Below are 16,140 nucleotides of genomic sequence, written 5' to 3'. Positions count from 1 at the left end.
AAAGTCTGCTATCCGAATACATTTAAGCAAGCTCAGAAAATGGAGGTGACCTATGGTAAGTGATTATATTTTTGAAATTCTAGAGTCTCTGTTTGAGGTTATCTTCTAAGACCAGCGATTCAATGAAGTTTTCCCAGTGTTAGAATATGAAAGAGTCAAAAAAGAGGCTGGGACAAAAGTCCTAGCCTCTCAATTGTCTTAGGATTGTCGAGCAAGACGCAGTGGTTGAGTGGGCTCTACTACGCTGATTTCATCAGCTTTTACAGCCCTACTCAACTGTGCGGAGGTGGACGACGAAATCGAATTCTAACGAATTCCCGATTTCTGTCCCACTCTCTTTTTGATTTAAAGAAAATAAATAGGGACTTTTTCTCTCAACCTTCCATATAATCCCGGAGTTCTTGGCCTTTTAGTCCAGCATTCAGGGCGATGAGCAGTTTGATTCTGGCTTTTTGGGCATTGAGCTCTTTGACGAAGAAAATACCAGCCTGGTGCAGTTGGACACCGCCTCCTTCATAAGCATAGACTGGCTCAGCGATTCCGTTAAAGCAGCGAGAGACCAGAGCAATTGGCAGTCCGGCTGCTATCATATCAGCCAGCTTGTCAGCTACTTCCTTGGGGAGGTTGCCAGCACCGAATGCTTCTATGATGAGGCCATCTATCTTGTCTAAATCCAGCATATCCAGCAGTTCAGTCTTCATGCCAGCATAAGCTGGAATGATGGGCACCAGACCAGAAATGCTGTTCAAGTCAAAGCGGACCCGAGGTTCCGCTGTCTTAAAATAGAGAATTTCCTGCTTCATAATCAAGCCAAGCGGTCCGTGAGTCGGTGTCTGGAAGGTGCTGACATTGGTCGTGTGGGTCTTAGTTACATACTTGGCAGCATGTGCCTCGTCATTCATAACGACAAGCACGCCTTTATCACTGGCTTTTTCATCACTAGCCACCCGCAGGGCTGTCAGGTAGTTATAGACTCCATCGCTCCCTAGCTCATTGGAACTGCGCATAGCTCCGGTCAGAACGACTGGAATCTTCGGCAGCTGCATAGTATCCAGAAAGTAAGCCGTCTCTTCTAAAGTGTCCGTCCCATGAGTAATAACTACTCCGTCAAATTGGTCAGCACTGGCTTTGATTTTCTGGTAAAGCTTGAGCATGTGCTGGGGCGTGATATGAGGACTGGGAATATTAAAAAAGTCAATGACTTCCGTCTCAATCCCTTCAAGCGGAACTGTCACATGGTTCATAGGGTTATCAGCATTGGTAACGACAGCCCCAGAGCCGTCAGCCTGCATGGAAAGAGTTCCTCCTGTGTGCAGGACCAAGATTTTCTTTGTCATAAATCCTTTTTCTCCTTGTAGTCATAATGCAGAGATGAAAACTCACATTATATTTTCATAGAGTTTTCAATCCTGTTGCATAGATATTACTCCAGCTTTTCTTTTCTGCAATTCATGTGATTGTATGTCATTTTTGTGTTATAATTTATTGTATCATAAAAGGAAAGAATGAGAAAATCAATGGAAGTAAAGGCCGTCTTTTTTGATATTGATGGGACACTGGTCAATGACAGTCGAACGGTTTTGAAATCTACAGAAAAGGCTATTCAGAGTTTAAAGGAACAAGGAATATTGGTCGGTTTGGCAACCGGCCGCGGTCCTTTCTTTGTCAAACCTTTTATGGAGCAATTGGACTTAGACTTTGCTGTGACCTACAATGGCCAGTATATTTTTTCAAGAGACAGGGTAATTTCTGCCAGTCCCATTGACAAGCAGAGTCTGCGGGATTTAATCGCCTATGCTAAGAAGCATCGGAAAGAAATTTCCTTGGGAACGGCTGAAGCTATGCTGGGATCAAAGATTATGTCCTTTGGCATGAGCCCGTTCTCCCAGTGGACTAGCCGCTTCATCCCTAAGCGAATGGCGCGAACGGTCAGTCACGGTTTTAATAAAGTCATCAGCAAGGCCCTGCCCCAGCATGAAAAGGATCTCCTGCAGCTGATTCAGGAGCCGATTTATCAAGCTTTGATTTTGGCCAGTCCAGAAGAAAGCCGTAAGATTGAAGCAGACTTTCCTGATTTGAAATTTACCCGCAGCAGCCCCTATGCGGTCGATATTATCAATAAAGATACATCTAAGCTAGAGGGAATTCGCCGAGTCGGCAAGGAATATGGTTTTGACATTCATCAGGTCATGGCCTTCGGTGACTCTGACAATGACTTGGAAATGCTATCGGGCGTTGGCCTGTCCATTGCTATGGGAAATGGAACCAGCTCGGTCAAGGAAGTGGCCAAGCACACAACCACCAGCAATAGTCAGGATGGGATTCACAAGGCTCTGGAGCATTTTGGTATCCTAGCGAGGGAAAAGGTCTTTACTAGCAGCGACCATCACTTTAATAAGGTTAAAGAGTTCCATAGTGTCATTGATGAAAGTACTCAGGAAGAGCCGATTGCTTGGTCGTCTCAGGACGCTCGCTATCGAGCAGGCTTCAAACTGGAAGAGCTGGTCGAGTTTCTGCGAGCAGCTAGTAAGTCAGAGGAAGACTTTGACAGTTCTGTAGCCTATCTCCATCAGGCGCTTGACAAGGCTGCCGACAAGGTTCGCTCTAAGAGTCAAGCTGAGGTTTCTCTGGTCGGTCAGGTAGATGCCTTGATTGATACTCTTTATTTTACTTATGGCAGTTTTGTCCTGATGGGAGTAGATCCAGAGCAGCTGTTCGATATTGTCCATCGGGCTAATATGGGCAAAATTTTCCCAGATGGGAAGGCTCACTTTGACCCTGTCACCCATAAAATCCTCAAACCAGATGATTGGGAAGAAAAATACGCTCCCGAAGGAGCTATCAAAGAAGAACTGGAACGACAAATTCAGGCTTACCAGCGTAGCATAGAGCAGAAAGAAGAAAACTAGAGCAGTCAGTGAACTGCTCTAGTTTTTACAAAGTTTTTTCTGGGTCTCTGACCACCAGCAAGTCAACCTTGGCGTGGCGCAGGATATATTCGGAGGACGATCCGACTAGCAGGCGCTCAAAGGCATTGAGACCGGTAGCACCGACCATGATCAAATCCACTTTGTGCTCTTCAGGGATATCTGTCGCCAAGAGAGTCTTGGGATTGCCCATCTCAATGACAATGTCAACATACTTGATACCGGATTTCTGAGCCTTTTCTTTCAGCTCTGCTGTCAGCTTTTTGGCATCTTCCTGTAAGTCCTCGTAGACATCTGCATCAAAGGTTGAGACACTTTGCAAAGCCCGGGTATCAATGACATGGGCGATGGTGAGACGAGAGCCGTTTCGGAGAGCTACGTTAACGCCCTTTTCAAAGGCTAGTTCGGATTCGTGAGAACCATCCACAGCAACCATAATGTTTTCATATTTCTGAGTCATAGAGCTACCTCCTCTAAAATGGTCGGCAAAGGACGTCGCATCATTCACAGAATGATTGGGCTGACCAAAAATCAATCAGTCCATAACGTCCGAGTGATTTGCAACTATTTTCTTGTTTCTATTGTAACCCTTTTCAGAAAAAAAGTAAAGATAAAATGGAAATGCTGTCAGGAAATTGCAAGCTGAGAAAAAGTCCTTTACTTTGAGGAATTAGAAGAAGAATGGCGCTTTGTATCCTATGATTCTCTTTTTAATTACATGAAAAGCGAGCTTATTTTTTTGTTGTCAATCGCTTTTTCTGGTGGTATAATGATAACATTCTGATGAATAGAGGAAAAATAAGAATGAAAGAATTTGACAAGTCCAGCAAGCTGGAACATGTTGCCTATGATATTCGCGGCCCGGTTTTGGATGAAGCTATGCGCATGCGGGCCAATGGTGAAAAGATTCTCCGCCTCAATACTGGGAATCCGGCTGAATTTGGTTTTACCGCTCCGGATGAGGTCATTCATGATTTGATTATGAATGCGCGTGACAGTGAAGGTTACTCTGACTCCAAGGGAATTTTTTCAGCCCGCAAGGCTATCATGCAGTACTGCCAGCTTAAGAATTTTCCTAATGTAGATATTGATGATATTTATCTGGGAAATGGCGTCAGCGAGCTGATTGTTATGTCTATGCAGGGATTGCTGGATGACGGAGATGAGGTGCTGGTGCCAATGCCAGACTACCCACTCTGGACGGCAGCAGTCAGTCTGGCTGGTGGGAATGCTGTTCACTATGTCTGTGATGAGCAGGCAGAATGGTATCCAGATATTGACGATATCAAGTCAAAAATCACATCTAATACCAAGGCTATCATTATCATCAACCCTAACAATCCAACGGGAGCACTTTATCCTAAGGAACTTCTGCTGGAAATTGTGGAAATTGCTCGCCAAAATAATCTCATTATCTTTGCGGATGAAATCTACGACCGCATGGTGATGGACGGCAATGTCCACACCTCTGTGGCAAGTTTGGCTCCGGATCTCTTCTGTGTCAGCATGAACGGTCTTTCTAAGTCGCACCGTATTGCAGGCTTTCGGGTTGGCTGGATGGTGCTATCTGGGCCTAAGCATCATGTTAAGGGCTATATTGAAGGGTTGAACATGCTCTCCAACATGCGCTTGTGCTCTAATGTCTTAGCTCAACAAGTCGTCCAAACCTCACTTGGCGGTCACCAATCTGTGGATGAACTGCTTTTGCCAGGTGGCCGTATCTACGAGCAGCGTAATTTCATCTATCAGGCTATTCAGGATATCCCGGGGCTATCAGCTGTAAAACCTAAAGCCGGTCTCTATATTTTCCCGAAAATTGACCGGAACATGTATCGCATCGACGATGATGAGCAGTTTGTGCTCAATTTCCTCAAGCAGGAAAAAGTCCTTCTCGTCCATGGACGAGGCTTTAACTGGCAGGAACCAGATCATTTCCGAATTGTTTATCTGCCTAGAGTAGATGAGCTAGCTCAAATCCAAGAAAAAATGACGCGCTTCTTGCGTCAATATCGCCGTTAATAAGCGGGTGTTGCAAAAAGGCTGGAAAATATTCCGGTCTTTTTCTTATCTATCCTACATATTTTTTAGTTTAATGGCTGTCTTTGAATTGCAAAAATAAAAAATTAAGATGCTCTGGAAATCGAATTTGAGGTAGATTGGTAAAAATTATAGGCGGATTTACCGACATTTTTTAGGAGTTTGTCCAACATTTTTTATGTATCTGTCCAAAAATGCTTAAAAAAATGTGTTAGCGTCTTCCTTCTAGAAGACAAACATGGTAGAATGTGTTTGTCAATGTTTTTAACAATGATGAAAAAGTGGAGGAGATTATATTGACAATGAAAAAGACACTTAGTGCTTTTTCTGTCAGTGCAGCGGCATTGTCTTTGGTGCTCGCAGAAGGAGTTCAGGCTGATCAATTAGTTGATAATCAGTCTTATTCTGATGCGCCCGTTAGTCAAAGCCAACCACAGGCAGAAAACACACAGAAGGATGAATCTGTTTCGAAAGAACAGGTAGACGCTGCTCAGGCTCTTGTACAAGAAGCCGACAGCAATGTTGCACAAGGGAAAGCTGATTTGGCTCAAGCTCAGGCAAATACTGCTGCGGCTCAAAGTCAGGTCGAGCAAGCACAAGCTGAAGCTAACCGGGCACAGGAGGCAGCTGATAAAGCTGGTCCGGAAGCTATTGAAACAGCTAAGCAAGAAGAGAGCAATCAAAAAGCTCAAGTGGACAGCAACAAGTCAGAACTGGCTAAAGCTGACCAAGCAACCAAGACGGCTCAAGCTGAGCGTGATGCTCAGGCAGCCAAGACTAAAGAGGCTCAAGAGCAAGCGAAAACTCAAGAAGGACGCCTTGCTAAAGCTCAAAATGACGTGAAAGAAGCTCAGGCTAACCTAAGCGGTGAAGCTACAGCTAAGGCAGAAAAGAATGTGAAAGCAGCCCAAGATAAGGTGGCAGCTGATCAGTCTGCTGTTGAAACAGCTCAAGCAAAAGTAGCTACAGCTCGTCAGACTGACAGTCAGAAGCAGGCTGAGGTTGCAAAAGCTCAGACTAACCAGACTCAGGCTAAGACGGCTTCTGATGCTTCTCAGAAGAACTTGCAGGACAAAACTGCTGCAGCTGAGAAGACTCAGTCAGACTTGAATCAAGCTCAACAAGCTTTGCAAAAGGCTCAAGCTGGAACGATTACTACTGAAGCTTCTAGCAATAAAAACCGTGTGTCTATGACTCCGGAATACATTGCAGCCTTGAGAGAGCTAATTGCACCAAATTTATCAGAACAAAAAGCTAAAGAGATTCAAAATAGACTAGCTGCACTTAATGCTAGCGCTAAGGCTCTCAACCGTTATGTAGCTGATCCTACAGATAGCAAAGCTTTGATTGATACCAACAATATTCCACAGAATGTTCGTCAGGAACTTTCACAGTTTGCTTCAGAACTCGTCAACCAGTTGCGTGCTCAGATGGGAACAGGTGAAGTAGTTGTGACACCATCTTCAATTGATTTCGCTGATAAAGTGGCAACAGAATACCGCAAAGACAACTGGAACTGGGATTTGATGAATGAATACCATCACGATGCTCGAGGAATTAACCGAGTAGCGCGTGAATATGGTTTAATGACCACAAGTGCTGAGCAAGAGAGCAAAGGTCTCCAGTACTATGAAAACGCCTACATCTGGAGAGAAAATGCTAATCAGATGAGTGTGGCTGAAATGAAGCGACGGGTCTATGATTCTGTTGTTGAATTCATGTTCAATGGTTACGAATGGCTGCATGCTACATCTATCTCTGGTCTCAATACTGGTCGCCAGAAAAACTATCTGGGAGTTGATTTCTCAATGGAAGGCGACATCACTATGGCTCATTTCACCATGGTGTCCGAAGATCAAGTCAAATATGCTAGCAAAAAGAACTTCAATGCCAGCCCTATTACAGGCAAAGCTGCAACAGCAAAAGTCGATCCGCAAGAAGTAGCCAAGGCTCAAACAGCCTATGATGCTGCCTTCAAGGCCAACCAACTGGCTCTGGCATCTAAGGGAGTTGCCCAGTCTACTTATAATCGGAGAGCTGCAGCTTTAGAGCAAGCCAACCAGCAACTTGCTCAGGCGCAAGCTCAAGCAGGTGAGTCAGCAACTGCTCAGGCTCAAGCAGCTCTTGCCGCAGCTCAAGAGAAGTTGGCAGCTGATCAAGCAGCTTTGGCAGCAGCACAAGCGGCCCTGCAAAACTCAAACTTGGATGACAAGACTAAAGCGGACAAATTAAATCAGGCTCAAGCAGCTCTGACTGCTGTTCAAGCAACAGTTGCCGCAGCTCAAGAAGCTCTAAAGACTGAATCAGATAAGTTGGCTCAGCTAGAAGCAGCTTTGAATGCAGCAAAAGAAAGAAAGACTAACCTTGAAAATGCTCTTACAGCAGCTGAAGCAGCATTGCAAATGGCTAAAGAGTCATTGTCAAATCTTGAAAATGCAGAAGAAAACTTGGAACAAGCTAAAAGCAAGTTAGCCGTAGCTCAGGCAGCTTACCAAGTGGCTCTTACAGCTCAAACAGATCAAGAAGCAAAAGTAGCAGTTTTAACTGCAGTTCAAGCACAAGCTAAGGCGACATACGACTTGCTAGCTCAAACTTATGCAGAACAAAATAAGGAAGAAGATATTCGCTATTATCAGTCTGTTTTGGCTCATACAGAGGAGCGCTTCGCTCGCTCTCCACTTACTGGACAAGCAGGAGCTACTCAGCATACGACTGTTTCAACTACTGGAACTGTTGGAACTGGAACTGCTGGAAATACTAGTCCTATCAGCCATAAACAGGCGGCTAGCTCAGGTCATGTCTTACCTAAGACAGGAGAAAACTCTTCTTGGCTTCTTCTAGCAGGCCAAATGCTTCTGCTCATGGCTATGAAATTGTTCTACAAGAAACGTTCTCTTGATTAGAAAGAACAAAAACAATCAAAAACAGTCAAAAAATTGACTGTTTTTTGTTTAATATGGCTTGATATATCAAGTCATATACTTGAAAAATTCTTTATTTTATCGAATTGTATGTAATTGTTTTTCAATAAAAAATTTTCAGATAATTATTGAAATTTCACTGCTTTTATGTTACAATGAAGCTAATAAATATGAGGTAAAAACATGGCCAATTTACTAGAAAAAACACGAAAAATTACGTCAATTTTGAAGCGCTCAGAGGAGCAGATGCAGGAAGAGCTACCCTACAATGCTATTACGCGTCAGTTGGCTGATATTATCCACTGCAATGCCTGCATTATCAATAGCAAGGGCCGTCTTTTAGGCTATTTCATGCGCTATAAGACCAATAATGACCGTGTGGAAGCTTTTTTCCAGGATAAGAATTTCCCAGAGGAATACGTTCACGAAGCCAATCTGGTCTATGAAACAGAGGCTAATCTGCCAGTTTCACATGATTTGACGATTTTCCCAGTGGAGACCAAGGATGAGTTTCCAGACGGGCTGACAACCATTGCCCCTATCCATGTTTCAGGGATTCGTCTGGGTTCATTGATTATCTGGCGCAATGACAAGGAATTTGCGGACGATGATCTGATTTTGATTGAGATTGCCAGCACAGTGGTAGGTATCCAGCTGCTTAACTTCCAGCGGGAAGAGGATGAGAAAAATATCCGCCGCCGGACAGCTGTTACAATGGCAGTCAATACTCTGTCTTACTCAGAACTGAGAGCTGTTTCAGCTATTCTGGGTGAGCTCAATGGCAATGAAGGCCAGCTGACAGCGTCTGTCATTGCTGATCGTATTGGGATTACCCGCTCAGTGATTGTCAATGCCTTGCGTAAGCTGGAAAGTGCTGGGATTATTGAAAGCCGTTCGCTGGGGATGAAAGGAACTTATCTAAAAGTCCTGATTCCGGATGTCTTTGATGAAATTAAAAAGAGGGACTACTAATGCCAAAAGCACTGATTTCCATTGATTACACAGTTGATTTTGTCGCAGATGAGGGCAAGTTGACAGCTGGAGCGCCAGCTCAGGCGATTTCTGAAACCATTGCTCAAGTGACGGAGGCAGCTTTTGACCGAGGAGATTATATCTTCTTTGCTATTGATGCCCATGATGAGAATGATGCCTTTCACCCTGAAAGCAAGCTGTTCCCGCCTCATAATATCAAAGGGACTAGCGGTCGCAATCTTTATGGCCCTTTGGCTGATTTTTATGAGAATCATCAAGCAGACTCGCGGGTATTTTGGATGGATAAGCGTCATTATTCTGCTTTTTCCGGCACGGATTTAGATATCCGCCTGCGGGAAAGAAAGGTAGATACGGTCATTTTGACTGGAGTCTTGACGGATATTTGTGTCTTGCATACAGCGATTGATGCCTATAATCTTGGTTATCAGATTCAGGTGGTAGAGTCGGCAGTGGCTTCTCTGTCAGAGGAAAATCACAAATTTGCCTTAAATCACTTGCAAAATGTCCTGGGTTCGACTATAATAGATACAATTTAAGAGTAAAAGAGAAGCAGAGTAGGCTTGCTGACTTGCACAGAGAGTGCTGATAGCTGAGAGCAGCATCAAGAAAGCAAAAACCGAAGAACATGTTTCATAATCTTTTGTGTGATCAAGCACAAACGTCGCTCACGTTACGAGTTCAGAGGCTGCCTTTTAGGGCAGCGAATAACAGTGGTACCACGGCTTTCGTCTGTTTTAGAGACGAAAGCTTTTTATTTTGCAGTAGGTCAGGTGAAGACACTGGGGAAATGTTGCTAATATCCTGGACAACAGGGCGGAGCTACTAATTGATTTGAGAGGGAAAGAACATGAAAGAAATTTTTATCGGAAACTATGGTTTAGAGCAGGTCGGACAGACCATGACCGCAACTGGCTGGGTGGCCAATATCCGCAATCACGGCAAACTAGCCTTTATTGAATTGCGGGATCGCGAAGGCTTGCTTCAGGTCTTCGTCGGCGGTGAGATTGAAGATTTTGCTAAACTGGAAGACATTGGCAAAGAGGATGTCATTGCAGTGACAGGGCAAGTGGTTCAGCGTGAAGAGCGCTTTATCAACAAGGCTATTAAGTCCGGTCAAGTTGAGTTGAGGGCTGAAAAGATTGAGGTCATTGCTAGCAGCAAGGCCCTGCCTTTTGAGCTGGACCAGCATGCCCATACAGGGGAAGACCTGCGTCAGAAATACCGCTACCTGGACTTGCGCCGTGAGAAGATGACCCATAACCTCAAACTGCATCACCAGGTCGCCTCAACCATTCGGGAATATTTGAATGGTTTGGACTTTTTGGAAGTGGAGACGCCTTATCTGACCAAGTCAACACCCGAAGGGGCTAGAGATTTTCTGGTGCCTAGTCGGGTCTTTAAAAATCAGTTCTACGCCTTGCCGCAGAGCCCGCAGATGCTCAAGCAGTTACTGATGGGAGCTGGCATCGAGCGCTATTATCAGATTGTTCGTTGTTTCCGTGACGAAGACTTGCGAGGCGATCGTCAGCCAGAGTTTACCCAGGTGGACTTAGAGCTGAGTTTTGCCAGCGAGGAAGAAATCCGAGATCTGGTTGAAGCTATGCTCAAGGCTGTTGTCAAGAAAACTCATGGTTTAGAGCTGACGGAAGCTTTTCCGACTATCAGCTATGAAGAGGCTATAAGCCGCTTCGGCTCTGATAAACCAGATACGCGATTTGGTTTAGAGCTAAAGAGTTTGACAGATTTGTGTCAGTCCAATGATTCGCTTCTCATCAAGAAAGCCTTGGACAACCAAGAGGAAGTGATGGGAATCTGTGTGCCAGATGCGGCTAGTGCTTTTAGCAAGAAACAGCTGAGTCACTACTATCAGGAAATGAAGGAATTTGGCTGCAGTCGTTTCGCCAGTCTAAAGGTTGAAAATGGCCAGTTTGTTGGTGATTTGGCTAGCACCTTTGAAGATGAAAGTCAGGATTTGCAGGTACGTTTTGAAGCCAAGGATGGAGACCTCATCCTGCTAGTCATGGCCAAGAAGCGTCGGGCTCAGGAAGCTTTGGGACATTTGCGCATAGAAGTCGCAAAAGCTTTGGATTTGATTGACCCGAGTTTGCTTCATTTCCTTTGGGTTGTGGATTGGCCGCTGCTGGAGTGGAATGAAGACCAAAGCCGCTATCAAGCTATGCACCATCCTTTCACACAGGGAATCTTTGAAGATGGACAGGAGCCAGACCAATTCCGCAGCCACGCTTACGATATCGTCTTAAACGGCTATGAGATTGGCGGAGGGAGTCTGCGGATTCATAATCGGAAGGCTCAGGAAGCGATGTTTGAGCTGTTGGGCATGAGCCGAGAAGACTATGAGCGGGACTTTGGTTTCTTCCTAGAGGCCTTAGAGTACGGCTTCCCACCGCACGGCGGCTTGGCTCTGGGCTTAGATCGCTTGGTTATGATTTTGGCTGGGGAAGAAAATATCCGCCAAGTCATCGCTTTTCCGAAAAATGGTACTGGCTTTGATCCTATGCTGGAGAGTCCAAGTTTAGTGGACCAAAGACAGCTCAAAGAACTGCATTTGGAATTGAAGAATTAGCCTGAAATATGGTAAAATGAAATGATGCGAATTCCTGAAGAATAGCAGGAAGAAGCTGAAGAAAAGAGCTAGTGGATGGCAAATAAATCAGCGTCCCTAGCTTGTCAAAGTAAAGGTGAGCTGAAGCTTGGAAATAAAGATGTCATCTAGAAATTGTTATTTTCAGTCGCTAAAGCTCACCTATCTTATGAAAGGAATCAGAGATGAAGATTACTCAAGAAGAAGTAAGCCACGTAGCTAAGCTGTCAAAACTGGCTTTTTCACCAGAAGAAACTGCTGAGTTTGCGACGACCCTAACCAAGATTGTTGACATGGTCGAATTGCTCAATGAAGTGGATACGGAGGGTGTGCCTTTCACTTCTAATGTAGCTGCAAATATTAACTATATGCGAGAAGATGTGGCTCAGCCAGGCTGGAACCGGGAAGAGCTTTTCCAAAATGTACCTGAAAAAGAGCGGGGCTACATCAAAGTGCCTGCCATCCTAGATGACGGAGGAGATGCCTAATGACTTTTAATCACAAGACCATTGAAGAACTGCACGACTTGCTGGTCAAAAAAGAAATTTCTGCGGTAGAGTTAACTCAGGCAACTTTGGCAGACATCAAAGAACGTGAAGCAGCTGTGGACAGCTTTATTACTGTCAGCGAAGAGGAAGCTTTGGCCCAGGCTGCGGCTCTGGATGCTAAGGGCATTGATGCTGACAATCTTATGAGCGGAATTCCGCTGGCGGTTAAGGACAATATCTCAACCAAGGGAATCTTGACGACGGCAGCCTCCAAGATACTCTACAATTACAAGCCAATTTTCGATGCGACCAGCGTGGAGAAGCTTTACGGTAAGGACATGATTATCGTCGGGAAGACCAACATGGACGAGTTTGCCATGGGGGGCTCCAGCGAAAACTCTTACTTTAAGACAACCAAGAATGCTTGGGACAGCAGCAAGGTTCCTGGTGGCTCATCTGGTGGTTCAGCGACAGCTGTTGCCTCTGGTCAGGTTCGTCTGTCACTGGGGTCAGATACGGGTGGCTCCATTCGTCAGCCCGCTTCCTTTAACGGTGTAGTCGGCCTCAAGCCAACCTACGGACGGGTTTCTCGTTTTGGTCTCATTGCTTTTGGTTCTTCTTTGGACCAGATTGGGCCTTTCTCTCAGACGGTTAAGGAAAATGCTCAGCTTCTGAATGTTATTTCTGGTAATGATCCTAAGGACTCTACATCATCACAAGAGGCAGTGCCAGACTTTACCAGCAAGATTGGCCAAGACATTAAGGGCATGAAGATTGCCCTGCCTAAGGAATACATGGGTGAGGGAATTGACAGCAAGGTCAAGGAAACGATTCTGGCAGCGGCGAAGCACTTGGAAAGCCTAGGAGCTATCGTTGAGGAAGTTAGTCTGCCTCACAGCAAGTACGGCGTGGCTGTTTACTATATCATTGCTTCTTCTGAAGCTAGCTCTAACCTGCAGCGTTTTGATGGTATTCGCTATGGCTACCGTGCGGAAGGAATTGAAAATCTAGAAGATGTCTATGTCAAATCTCGCAGCGAAGGCTTTGGTGAAGAGGTGAAACGCCGCATCATGTTGGGAACTTTCAGCCTGTCATCTGGTTACTACGATGCCTACTTCAAGAAAGCTGGTCAGGTTCGGACCTTGATTATGCAGGATTTTGCTAAGGTTTTTGAAAAATATGATTTGATCTTAGGTCCAACTGCACCAACGGTTGCTTATGACTTGGGCAGTCAAAACCAGGATCCAGTGGCCATGTATCTGGCTGACCTTTTGACCATTCCAGTCAATCTGGCTGGTCTGCCGGGCATTTCAATCCCAGCTGGCTTTGCAGATGGTCTTCCTGTCGGCTTGCAACTGATTGGGAACCACTTTGATGAAGAGACCATCTATCAGGCAGCCACAGCATTTGAAGCAACGACTGACTACCACAAACAGCAGCCAGTTATCTTTGGAGGTGAAAAATAATGAACTTTGAAACAGTTATCGGACTGGAAGTCCATGTTGAATTGAAGACCAATTCAAAAATTTTCTCTCCGGCTCCAGCTCACTTCGGTGAAGATCCAAATGCCAACACCAATATCATTGACTGGTCCTTCCCAGGTGTTTTGCCTGTTATGAACAAGGGTGTTATTGACTATGGTATCAAGGCTGCTCTGGCTTTGAACATGGATATTCACCAGAAGATGCACTTTGACCGCAAGAATTACTTCTATCCGGACAATCCAAAAGCCTATCAAATTTCTCAGTTTGATGAGCCGATTGGCTACAATGGCTGGATTGAGATTGAGCTAGAAGATGGCACGACCAAGAAAATCCGTATCGAGCGGGCCCACTTGGAAGAAGATGCTGGAAAGAATACCCACGGCAGCGATGGCTACTCTTATGTGGACCTCAACCGTCAAGGGGTGCCTCTGATTGAGATTGTATCGGAAGCAGATATGCGCAGTCCAGAAGAAGCTTATGCCTATCTGACTGCCCTCAAGGAAATCATCCAGTACACGGGTATTTCGGATGTCAAGATGGAAGAGGGCTCCATGCGGGTCGACGCCAATATTTCTATCCGTCCTTACGGCCAGGAAGAGTTTGGTACTAAGACTGAGCTGAAAAACCTTAACTCCTTCAACTTTGTCCGCAAGGGTCTAGCATTTGAGGAAAAACGCCAAGCAGAAATCCTACGCAGCGGTGGTCAAATCCGTCAGGAAACCCGTCGTTATGACGAAGCGACTGGCGAAACTCTGCTTATGCGGGTTAAGGAAGGTTCAGCGGACTACCGTTACTTCCCAGAGCCTGATCTGCCTATCTTTGAGATTGAGGATGCTTGGATTGAGCAAGTACGTAGCAGTCTGCCAGCCTTTCCAAAAGAACGCCGAGCCAAGTACGTGGGCGACTACGGTCTGTCTGACTACGATGCCAAGCAGCTGACAGCGACGAAGGCTGTGTCAGACTTCTTTGAAGCAGCTCTTGCGGCAGGCGGTGACGCCAAGGCTGTCTCTAACTGGCTCCAAGGAGATGTAGCCCAATATCTCAATGCCGAAGGCAAGACCATCTCTGAGATTGAGCTGACACCTGAGAATCTGACTGAGATGATTGCTCTGATTGCAGACGGAACGATTTCCTCTAAGATTGCTAAGAAGGTCTTTGTCCATCTAGCCAAAAATGGCGGCTCTGCTAAAGAGTATGTGCAGAAAGCAGGCCTGATTCAAATCTCAGACCCTAGCCAGCTTCTTCCAATCATCCAAGAAGTATTTGCAAACAATGAAAAAGCTATCAATGACTATAAAGGCGGCAACAAGAATGCTGCTAAATCCCTGATCGGTCAATTGATGAAGGCCACCAAGGGCCAAGCCAACCCACAAGTAGCACAAAAACTACTCAATGAAGAATTGGAGAAATTATAGAAATAAGTGAAAACCAGTCGTGAGGCTGGTTTTCTTTTGTGGAGAATAAATATGATAAAATAGAAAAAAACATAGGAGCTATAGATATGAAACAAGTCTCAAAAATAATTATTCTCCTACTAGCTGGAATATTGATAATGATAGGATTAAGTGCATGTGGAGAGAAAATACCAGAAAATCGCACAAAAGAACAGTACGAATTAGAGAAGGAGTTTCAGCCACTTTTTGACTTTTTAGCGGAAGAAAAGAAGGATTTGTCAAATGTAAAAATTTATTATAGTTCAATTTACATAACTGATAGAAAAACAAAAGTGAAACGAGTAGATAGAGCAATCATTCTTGAACAGTTTAAGACAATTTATCGTGCTGAAAATTTAGAAATGGTAGTACAAGCTTTAGAGGACTTTGTCGCTGAATGGAAACCAAAGTATAGGAAAGTAATGGAGAGTCTAGAGAATACGGATAATCTTTTAACTTTTTATCAGTCTCCCTACCAGATTTGGCACGGCATTTATTCGACAAATCTTATTGAATCTCTCAACAAAGAAATAAAACGTCAAACGAAAAAGAAGGTTCTTTTCCCTAACGAGGAGGCTCTGGAACGTTATTTAGTTACTTTGCTTGAAGATTATAATTTCAGGCATAGTCAACGAACTCATAAAGGGTTTGGCCAATGTTCTGATACCCTTGAAAGCTTATTTGATTAACAATCCGTAACTCTGCTTGAGTGTTTACACAAAATTGTTGACAGTATCATAAAATAGAGAGATTTACTTAAAAAATATATTATTAATTAATGATATAATTATTAATTAAGAAGTTAATGGTTTAGAATGGAAATTGATATCTATGAAACAAAAAAATATTACAACTAGAGAGATATTAGAATTTTTTAAAAAAAAGAGCCTAGAATAGAATTTAAATATATTCCTGAGGGGAAGTATTATGAATTACTGAATAGAACTGATAAGAAAGTATACAAAGTTTCTAAATATAAAGATAGGAAGATCCCATTTTTTTCAGAAAATCCAATAGTTTGGAAATTTCATCTCACTAATAACCCATCTCAAGACTATTTTAAAAACGCGCTTGACAATTATGAATTACAGAATGATAAAAGAGTTGAAGGCAAAGATAGAGGACATTTTGTTCCGAATTGTTTTAAAGAATATCTGATACCATCAGTAAAAAAAATTAATAATCAAGAAAAACTGAAAATTAATAATTTTTTTAGTAAAGGAAACAAGAAAAATATAACACCTCAAGACCCAAA

The 16,140-nt window shown here is 44.1% G+C and carries 11 protein-coding genes and 1 pseudogene; 10 read left to right on the top strand and 2 right to left on the bottom strand.

The genetic code is table 11. From position 1 onward, the window contains the following. Positions 1-374 precede the first annotated feature (374 nt). Positions 375-1,337 carry an asparaginase gene (locus ELZ47_RS09035; RefSeq protein WP_126435852.1) on the bottom strand — a complete coding sequence of 321 codons (963 nt, stop codon included), beginning with the start codon at positions 1,335-1,337 and terminating at the stop codon, positions 375-377. A gap of 180 nt (positions 1,338-1,517) precedes the next feature. Between ELZ47_RS09035 and ELZ47_RS09030 the strand changes: the two genes are divergently transcribed. Continuing rightward, positions 1,518-2,909, top strand: a complete 1,392-nt coding sequence (locus ELZ47_RS09030; protein WP_126436116.1) for a Cof-type HAD-IIB family hydrolase — start codon at positions 1,518-1,520, stop codon at positions 2,907-2,909. Positions 2,910-2,934: 25 nt separating this feature from the next. Here ELZ47_RS09030 and ELZ47_RS09025 read toward each other — a convergent pair whose 3' ends face one another. Then, positions 2,935-3,387 carry a universal stress protein gene (locus ELZ47_RS09025; protein WP_002896311.1) on the bottom strand — a complete coding sequence of 151 codons (453 nt, stop codon included), beginning with the start codon at positions 3,385-3,387 and terminating at the stop codon, positions 2,935-2,937. A gap of 344 nt (positions 3,388-3,731) precedes the next feature. Here ELZ47_RS09025 and ELZ47_RS09015 point away from each other — a divergent pair, with 344 nt between their 5' ends. The 9 genes and pseudogenes from ELZ47_RS09015 to ELZ47_RS08970 form a co-directional block, all read left to right on the top strand. Beyond that, positions 3,732-4,946, top strand: a complete 1,215-nt coding sequence (locus tag ELZ47_RS09015; RefSeq protein WP_032906403.1) for a pyridoxal phosphate-dependent aminotransferase — start codon at positions 3,732-3,734, stop codon at positions 4,944-4,946. A 320-nt stretch (positions 4,947-5,266) separates the two neighbouring features. Next, positions 5,267-7,867 carry an SEC10/PgrA surface exclusion domain-containing protein gene (locus tag ELZ47_RS09010; protein WP_125331192.1) on the top strand — a complete coding sequence of 867 codons (2,601 nt, stop codon included), beginning with the start codon at positions 5,267-5,269 and terminating at the stop codon, positions 7,865-7,867. Between the two features lie 201 nt (positions 7,868-8,068). Then, a complete protein-coding gene (gene codY, locus ELZ47_RS09005; protein WP_126435851.1) occupies positions 8,069-8,857 on the top strand; it encodes a GTP-sensing pleiotropic transcriptional regulator CodY in 789 nt (262 codons plus the stop codon). Next, positions 8,857-9,414 carry a cysteine hydrolase family protein gene (locus ELZ47_RS09000; protein ID WP_126435850.1) on the top strand — a complete coding sequence of 186 codons (558 nt, stop codon included), beginning with the start codon at positions 8,857-8,859 and terminating at the stop codon, positions 9,412-9,414. Before codY ends, ELZ47_RS09000 begins: the two co-directional genes overlap by 1 nt. Positions 9,415-9,725: 311 nt before the next feature. Then, positions 9,726-11,462: an aspartate--tRNA ligase gene (aspS, locus tag ELZ47_RS08995; RefSeq protein ID WP_126435849.1), complete on the top strand. Its 1,737-nt coding sequence runs from the start codon at positions 9,726-9,728 to the stop codon at positions 11,460-11,462. A 203-nt stretch (positions 11,463-11,665) separates the two neighbouring features. Next, the gene (gene gatC, locus ELZ47_RS08990; protein WP_002896305.1) at positions 11,666-11,968 is read left to right on the top strand and encodes an Asp-tRNA(Asn)/Glu-tRNA(Gln) amidotransferase subunit GatC; all 303 of its coding nucleotides are present in this window, start codon (positions 11,666-11,668) and stop codon (positions 11,966-11,968) included. Next, positions 11,968-13,434 carry an Asp-tRNA(Asn)/Glu-tRNA(Gln) amidotransferase subunit GatA gene (gene gatA / locus ELZ47_RS08985; RefSeq protein WP_126435848.1) on the top strand — a complete coding sequence of 489 codons (1,467 nt, stop codon included), beginning with the start codon at positions 11,968-11,970 and terminating at the stop codon, positions 13,432-13,434. The genes gatC and gatA overlap by 1 nt, the downstream gene beginning before the upstream one ends. After that, positions 13,434-14,867 (top strand): Asp-tRNA(Asn)/Glu-tRNA(Gln) amidotransferase subunit GatB, encoded by a 1,434-nt coding sequence (gene gatB, locus ELZ47_RS08980; protein WP_125331190.1) that lies wholly within the window; start codon positions 13,434-13,436, stop codon positions 14,865-14,867. The genes gatA and gatB overlap by 1 nt, the downstream gene beginning before the upstream one ends. A 305-nt stretch (positions 14,868-15,172) precedes the next feature. Then, a pseudogene (locus tag ELZ47_RS08970) lies at positions 15,173-15,574 on the top strand (transposase); the annotation flags it as partial. Positions 15,575-16,140 lie beyond the last annotated feature (566 nt).

It is taken from the genome of Streptococcus sanguinis, assembly GCF_900635155.1.
GTDB lineage: Bacteria > Bacillota > Bacilli > Lactobacillales > Streptococcaceae > Streptococcus > Streptococcus sanguinis_G.
Note: the sequence above shows the minus strand (reverse complement) of the source record. Positions and strands in the feature narration are given on the sequence as shown.